The 5,280-nt window shown below is 32.7% G+C and carries 7 protein-coding genes; 4 read left to right on the top strand and 3 right to left on the bottom strand.

The features are described from left to right. Positions 1-215: 215 nt before the first annotated feature. Positions 216-701 (bottom strand): Lrp/AsnC family transcriptional regulator, encoded by a 486-nt coding sequence (locus NL42_RS18140; RefSeq protein WP_034677787.1) that lies wholly within the window; start codon positions 699-701, stop codon positions 216-218. Between the two features lie 231 nt (positions 702-932). Further along, entirely contained in the window at positions 933-1,607 is a 675-nt protein-coding gene (locus tag NL42_RS18135) for an HAD family hydrolase (protein ID WP_461313810.1), read from the bottom strand. Between the two features lie 197 nt (positions 1,608-1,804). Here NL42_RS18135 and NL42_RS18130 point away from each other — a divergent pair, with 197 nt between their 5' ends. Both NL42_RS18130 and NL42_RS18125 read left to right on the top strand, forming a co-directional pair. Next, positions 1,805-2,572 carry a class I SAM-dependent methyltransferase gene (locus NL42_RS18130; RefSeq protein ID WP_013198447.1) on the top strand — a complete coding sequence of 256 codons (768 nt, stop codon included), beginning with the start codon at positions 1,805-1,807 and terminating at the stop codon, positions 2,570-2,572. A gap of 284 nt (positions 2,573-2,856) precedes the next feature. After that, positions 2,857-3,195, top strand: coding sequence for a hypothetical protein (locus NL42_RS18125; protein WP_151768479.1), 339 nt, complete (start codon positions 2,857-2,859; stop codon positions 3,193-3,195). A 210-nt stretch (positions 3,196-3,405) separates the two neighbouring features. Here NL42_RS18125 and NL42_RS18120 read toward each other — a convergent pair whose 3' ends face one another. Next, positions 3,406-3,951 carry an AAA family ATPase gene (locus NL42_RS18120; RefSeq protein ID WP_461313809.1) on the bottom strand — a complete coding sequence of 182 codons (546 nt, stop codon included), beginning with the start codon at positions 3,949-3,951 and terminating at the stop codon, positions 3,406-3,408. A gap of 154 nt (positions 3,952-4,105) precedes the next feature. Between NL42_RS18120 and NL42_RS18115 the strand changes: the two genes are divergently transcribed. Together NL42_RS18115 and NL42_RS18110 are read left to right on the top strand one after the other, a co-directional pair. Then, the gene (locus tag NL42_RS18115) at positions 4,106-4,231 is read left to right on the top strand and encodes a YHYH domain-containing protein (RefSeq protein ID WP_461313808.1); all 126 of its coding nucleotides are present in this window, start codon (positions 4,106-4,108) and stop codon (positions 4,229-4,231) included. A gap of 86 nt (positions 4,232-4,317) precedes the next feature. Then, a complete protein-coding gene (locus NL42_RS18110) occupies positions 4,318-4,740 on the top strand; it encodes a hypothetical protein (RefSeq protein WP_461313807.1) in 423 nt (140 codons plus the stop codon). Positions 4,741-5,280 lie beyond the last annotated feature (540 nt).

Genomic DNA, 5,280 nt, shown 5'->3' with positions numbered 1-5,280 from the left:
CAAAACTGGCCTTATTTTTTTTCTTCAAAATGTTCATGGCGATGCCTCCAATTCAGATTAATTTTATTATGGAGATGAGGAGGCTGTAATCATAGATACAGAATTTTTTAAAAAAAATATAACAGAGCCTAAATCTGTTATGGTCTAAGCCGCTTAACTGATTAAGAAGTTTCAAATCAATAGTTTAAGTCGATGCACTACAGTCATTACACCTTTTATTCAATTAACATTAAATCAGCGGTATTGGCAGATTTAAGGGGACGTAGGGCAAAAGTCGAACGAGTGTGTCGAATCCCTTTAATCGAATAGAGCTTTTTCCGTAAAAAACGTTCGTAATGCTCAGCATCTTTTACTGCTACTTTCACCAAATAATCATAATCACCTGTGACGAGATGAGCTTCTACAACTTCAGGTATATCGGCTAATGCTTCGCTGAAATTTTCCAGCATTTCATCGTCATGCCGTTCTAAAGTAATTTCTATAAAGAATACTTCATGAATACCAATCGCTTTTGGGTTTACGTTTACCGTATAGCCTTCAATAATTTTTAAAGTTTCTAGGCGTTTTAGTCGTGTCCAGCATGGTGAGGATGAAAGACCGACTTCTTCTGCTAATTGAGCAACGGTTAGACGGCCATTTCCACGTAATGCAGATAAAATTTTCCGATCTATACGATCTAGTGTGTATTCTGTTCTGTTCAAAATATAAACCAAAGAAGAATCTTCTGATAAATTTAAATATACTTCATTTTTATGCTGCGAACATTTAAAAATATTAAAAATACAGGAAACATTTTGAGTTAAAGGTACATACACTAGTTCTATGCATCGAACTCTCTGGATAAGGGTTGTGATGGAGCAAAGAGCACTGTTTCAGTAAGGGTGACTAAACAGTGCTCTTTGCGGATCCCTTCTAAGTTCTTAAATCTATTTTTAAAGAATAGAATTCTCTAATTTGTTAATTGCTATTTCTAGCTGATCATAATGGTGAATCTGTTTATCTGCTAAAGGATAATCAATGGAAGGATCAGGATGGAAAAAGATCGTTTTCATTCCAGCTTTGTTAGCACCTTCAATATCGGCCTTCGGATTATCACCTACAAAAATACATTCATTAGGGATAAAGCCAAGCTCTTTACATGCATGCTCAAATATTTGTATATCGGGTTTTCGTAAGCCTATAGCTTCTGAAACAATAATTGTAGAAAAAAATTCCTTAAGACCTAGTGCATAAAAGTTATTTTCTTGAAAAGGGGATTTCCCATTAGAAATTAAGCCTAATTTATATCCTTTGTTATAAAGATTTTGAATTGTTTCAGGAACTCTTTCAAATGAAGAGGAAAACTTGTTAAAGTCATTAACATAGGAGTTAAGCAAGGTCTCGACGTTAAAATTTTTGATATTAAATTCGTTAAGCAACTGGGTATAAACCAAGTCTTTCCAAACATTTCCATTATTATCTAATTCAATAAATCGAGTGATAAAATCTTGCTTATTCTTCTGTGGCACTAGTTGAAAAAAGTTTACTTGCCATTCAACAAATTTTTTAAGTGACGTATTTCTGTCAAGTAGAGTCTGATCTAAATCAAATAAAATGGCTTTTAGCATTTTCTGTTTTTGTAGAATTTTTAGATAACGCCAGTATAACTGTCTATTGAATTTAAGGATTTTAAAATTTTGTGTTTACTGTGTATTAAAACAAATTAAATAATAACTTTTATTTATCAATTGAAGAAAAACTAATCATTATTTTTTATCTAACTTTTGCTTTATGGTGATTTCATTGCAAAGTAGGAAGCAAGGTTATGATCACCCAGCACGATATAAACCAAAAACAATATCAAAATAAATCTTTAGACTATTTGAATAGCCAAGCTCATTCTGAAGGAATTGAATTTAATAAATTTATTCATGAAATTCAGAAATATGAAAAGGCTGTCGTTCTAGATTTAGGCTGTGGTGGTGGTCATGTCTCTTATAATGTTGCTCCACATGCTGACCTAGTCTTTGCCTACGATTTATCTCATGAAATGTTAGACACAGTGTCTAAGGCTGCTAGCCAGCGCAAATTAAAAAACATCTTTGTGCAGCAGGGCATTGCCGAAGATATGCCTTTTAGTGATCAACAGTTTGATGTCGTGATTAGTCGATATTCAGCTCATCACTGGCAGCATGTTCCGACTGCAATGAAAGAAGTAAATCGTGTTCTTAAGCCAGATGGCATTGTTATTTTTGTAGATATTATTAGTTCTAGCTCGCCTATATTAGATACGTTTTTACAGACAATCGAAACTATTCGAGACCCGAGTCATGTAAGAAATTATAGTGTGAAAGAGTGGGTTTATTTTATTGAAGATGCGGGCTTTGACTTGGTGGGTTTAGATAAACAAACGCTTTCATTAGACTTTGATAGTTGGGTAAAGCGTATGAAAACCCCTGAAGATCAAATTAAAACGTTACGCTATTTGCAGGAAGGTTCATCTGATCTCGTTAAGAAGTATTTCAAAATTCAAAATGACGGTAGCTTTGAAAGCCATGTAGGTTATTTCGTCTTTAAAAAATTAGGGTTTTAAAGTGCTGTAATGAGTAAGGGTTTTAGTCGATAAGAAATGAATGAAATATCACTAAAACTCTTTTCTTGAATCGCTTGGATTATATTAAAGAAGATTAGAGAAAAAATTTAATATCATTTATTTGAGAAAACTTAATCACACAATTTTTTTAAGGTGATTAAGTATTCAAAAGGGAGGAGGATTTATCTAATTTTCTTATTATTAATAGACACTTATGAGTAATTATTATTTAATACGCCCGCAACATTATCACTAATACTTTTAATAACTTTGTCGGGGAAATAATGCGTAATATTTTAGTAACAGTTTTCACTTTATTGGTAGCAACATCAGTTTATGCTGAACAAGAGCCCAAAACTTATATACAGCGAACAACTTGCGAGAGAACAGTACAACTACATGGTTTTTTAAGCCGTGCTCAACTTGATTGTAATTATCACTATACTTCACAAGAATTAGTTCATGAATCTGACAAATGTACTAAACATGAACTAGGTGAAAAATATGGTAGAGAAGTTATGAGATTAGGTATGGACCAATTTGAAGCACGCAAGAGAGGAGATATGAAAGGCCAATTATGTAGTACGGTTTTAAAAGAATTTCCAAACTATATTAAAAAATAAAATAAGGTTTTAAAAACCTCTTCTAGCAAGCCGATAAAATGGATTTAATTATTCATTTTATCGGTGTATCACAGCATATAATTTAAAATAAAAAATAAACTTTAAGAATTCGCCGAATATCACATTGACACTTAAAATCTCTCTTATTATTCTTCGTTTCAGGATGAGAGAGGGACGCTTAATGCGTGCTGATTCTTGTGTGTCAGTCTGTCAACCCTTTCTTGTTCTATCATTTTTATTCAATGAATCGGATAAATTATTTTTAAAAACTGTCTGAATAATATTTGTAGCTTTTGAAAAATTATTAAAAGAAATAACCTTTCTCGAGAGTTGATTATTACTACTCAGAAATTTTTCTAAGCGGTTATCAAAACTATGTGAAAACTGAATCAACTCGATTGTGTTTTTTAGAGTCTCTTTGGGGCTTTTCCCTGTAACTAAAGACTTTAGGTAACGTTGTAAGAGCCTTATTGTTCTTAAATAAAGAGGTACTTCCATCTTTAAAATTAAAGAGCACTCAAAAAGTAGGGGAAGTAAACGTTTATCGTAAGCTCCCTCTACAATCCAACTATCTTGTAAGGTGATTTGTTTAATACCAAGTGAGATGGTTTCTTCGGAATTTTTTACAAATTCAGTTCCACTTAAATCCCAATAGATCTCATCAAATACATGAGCAGATATCTTTAATTCTTTAGCTAATTTCTTAGCGATAGTTGTTTTACCAGCACCAGAAGGGCCTACAATACAAATTTTCATGGTTTATCTTTTAAAAGGAATATTTCAATAAAATGGTTATAAATGGAAAGTAGACTAAAGTTTATAAGTTACTCATCTGTTTTATCAAAGCTTAATAATTTTCTTTTGTACAATAAAAACTCAATTATAATTCTGACTTGAAGGAAATAAACTTATGAAAAGAATTTTATTCATTTGTCTAATCGGTTTAGCAGTGACACAGGTTAATGCCCATTCTGGAGGTACAAACTCTAAAGGATGCCATACCAATAGTAAAACTGGAGACCACCACTGTCATTAAATAAGTGTATAAAAGAGTAAGCTGATTTCTGGTTTACTCTTTTAATATCTTTATTTGTACATTTTTAGAAAAAAAGAGGGAAATGAATGGAAATAATATGGGGAGCCCTTGGCTTATTAGTTTTATTTTTAATATTAAGTAAAATGCATAAAAAGCAAAAAATTACTGATGAAATGCCAATATCATATTTATTTGATATTGTTGGAGAGCAATCTTATCAAGCTAATTTAAGAAAGATTGCTGGACCTAAACAAGAAAGATCAAAATATGTAGAAGTAACGGCTAGAGTTGTTTCTGAACCTTTTAATGCTTACGATAAGAATGCTGTAAAAATTGAAATTAATGGTTTAACCGTTGGTTATTTAAGTAGGGATGATGCCAAATTATTAGCTGGTAAAGTAATAAATAAGACCGTGCCAGCTTTAATTAATGGTGGTTGGCTTGATGATGATAGTGAAGGTAGCTATGGTGTAAAGCTCAGTATTGAAAGTCTTAATGAATTACTATAGTGGAGTATATTTTTAAGTTTTACTAAATTTACACACCTCAAAAAAATAAAAGCTTCTGCATTAGATTAATAAATCATTTTACTAAAATTATTTTATGAAATTTTAAAGCTTTATTTCTAGCCAATATCACATTGACACCTAAAACCCCTCCGATTATGCTTTGCCTGCTGGCCAACATCGCCAGTCGGTTTTAGCAGACCGCCTTTCATCTAGAACATCAAAAAAGTAATTTTTTGGTGGAGAACTCGTTCGTCTCCCTTCGTAGCGGTAGGACGGAGGAGGGACGCCTTCGGGCGTGCCAGTTCCTAGATGACTGGTCTGCTAACCCTTCTTCGTTCTGCCACCCTAATCATTTAGCAGTGATCTGGTAGAACTTCTATTTCATCTAGGAGTCCGCTCATGCGTACTATTTCTTCTCATTTATTGGTCTTTGCCAAACTCTCTCTAGCCATATCGCCCAACTGGTCTTTAAAACGGTTTAACCGACTCTAGGTTTTCTACAACCTTAGCTCGTTACGACTAAAAAATCATAGCAACAAT

It is taken from the genome of Acinetobacter sp. GN11 (assembly GCF_054823985.1).
This window is presented reverse-complemented; position numbering and strand designations above follow the sequence as displayed.

Coding starts and splice junctions, on each gene's coding strand:
- NL42_RS18115 (WP_461313808.1), top strand. CDS start 4,106: ATGAAAAGAATTTTATTCATTTGTCTAATCGGTTTAGCAGTGACACAG.
- NL42_RS18130 (WP_013198447.1), top strand. CDS start 1,805: ATGATCACCCAGCACGATATAAACCAAAAACAATATCAAAATAAATCT.
- NL42_RS18110 (WP_461313807.1), top strand. CDS start 4,318: ATGGAAATAATATGGGGAGCCCTTGGCTTATTAGTTTTATTTTTAATA.
- NL42_RS18135 (WP_461313810.1), bottom strand. CDS start 1,607: ATGCTAAAAGCCATTTTATTTGATTTAGATCAGACTCTACTTGACAGA.
- NL42_RS18125 (WP_151768479.1), top strand. CDS start 2,857: ATGCGTAATATTTTAGTAACAGTTTTCACTTTATTGGTAGCAACATCA.
- NL42_RS18120 (WP_461313809.1), bottom strand. CDS start 3,951: ATGAAAATTTGTATTGTAGGCCCTTCTGGTGCTGGTAAAACAACTATC.